Source organism: Streptomyces sp. NH27 (genome assembly GCF_056859195.1).
This window is the reverse complement of sequence record NZ_JACEGK010000882.1, coordinates 1-1640: the sequence shown is the minus strand read 5'-3', so window position 1 is coordinate 1640 and position 1640 is coordinate 1. Positions and strand designations below refer to the sequence as shown.

The window sequence follows — 1640 nt, the reverse complement described above, 5'->3', positions numbered from 1 at the left end:
GGCCCGCCGTGGTCGGCCACGCACCCGGGCGGGCGGCAGGCGCGGCGGATGTCGGCCACGCACCCGGGCGCGGGGCGGAGGAAGGGTCGGCCGCGGGGGGCGCCTGCCCGGAGCCCTGCACCGGCGGTGCGGCCGATACGGGCGGAGGTGGCGGCGACGCCGGGGCCGCGGGCTGCTGCTGCGCCTCCGGCGCGGGAGTGGGGGCGGGAGCAGTGGCAGGGACAGCGGCCGGGGCAGCGGGTGCGGGTGCCGCAGAGCCCGATGCCGTACGGCCCAGTGCGGCCCTCGCCGCGGCCGGACCGGACGGACCGGCAGGACCGGCCTGGCCGCCGTACGCCGGACCGCCGCCCGGGGCCGTAGCACCGCCGGCCTGAGCCGGGCCGCCGGGCGCGTCACCGTAGCCGTATCCACCGCCGCCGGCCGTCGCCGCGCCGTTCGCCGCGCCGCCGAGGCTGACCCCGCGCTCCAACCGCTCCAGCCGCGCCTGCAGCGAGCGTTCGTCCTCGTACGCGGCCGGAAGCAGCACCCGGGCGCAGATCAGCTCCAGTTGGAGCCGGGGCGAGGTCGCGCCGCGCATTTCCGTCAGCCCGGTGTTGACCAGGTCAGCAGCGCGGCTCAACTCGGCGGCGCCGAAGACGGACGCCTGCGCCTGCATCCGCTCGACCACGTCCCGGGGCGCGTCGATCAGCCCCTTCTCCACCGCGTCCGGCACCGCCGCGATGATCACCAGGTCGCGCAGCCGCTCCAGCAGGTCCGTGACGAACCGGCGCGGGTCGTGCCCGCCCTCGATCACCCGGTCCACGATCCCGTAGACCGCCGCGCCGTCCCCCGCCGCGAACGCGTCCACCACCTCGTCGAGCAGCGCCGCGTCCGTGTAACCGAGCAGCGCGGTCGCCATCGCGTACGTCACACCGCCCGCGTCCGCGCCCGCCAGCAGCTGGTCCATCACCGACATCGAGTCACGCACCGAGCCGGCCCCGGCGCGCACCACCAGCGGGTACACCCCGTCCTGGACCTGGATCTCCTCGTGCCCGCACACCTCGGCGAGGTAGTCCCGCAAGGTCCCCGGCGGCACCAGCCGGAACGGGTAGTGGTGCGTACGCGACCGGATCGTGCCGATGACCTTCTCCGGCTCGGTGGTCGCGAAGATGAACTTCAGGTGCTCAGGCGGCTCCTCGACCACCTTCAGCAGCGCGTTGAACCCCGCCGACGTGACCATGTGGGCCTCGTCGATGATGTAGATCTTGTACCGGCTCCCGGCCGGCCCGAAGAACGCCTTCTCGCGCAGATCGCGGGCGTCGTCCACACCGCCGTGCGACGCCGCGTCGATCTCGATCACGTCGATCGACCCCGGGCCGTTCCGCGCCAGGTCCTGGCAGGATTGGCACTCCCCGCACGGCGTCGGTGTCGGTCCCTGCTCGCAGTTCAGGCAACGCGCCAGAATCCGCGCGCTCGTCGTCTTCCCGCACCCCCGCGGTCCGCTGAACAGGTACGCGTGATTGACCCGGTTGTTGCGCAGCGCCTGCTGCAACGGGTCGGTGACATGCTCCTGCCCGATGACCTCGGCGAAGGTCTCCGGCCGGTAGCGGCGATACAGAGCGAGTGACACGCCCCCGAGACTAGCCGGGCCCACCGACACC

General features: G+C 74.1%; 1 protein-coding gene. It reads right to left on the bottom strand.

Going from position 1 to position 1640, the window contains the following annotated elements; genetic code table 11:
- Nucleotides 1-1609: DNA polymerase III subunit gamma and tau (locus tag AC13HU_RS36755; RefSeq protein ID WP_483046339.1), on the bottom strand; the 1609-nt coding region annotated here is incomplete at its 3' end.
- Between the last annotated feature and the right edge of the window lie 31 nt (nucleotides 1610-1640).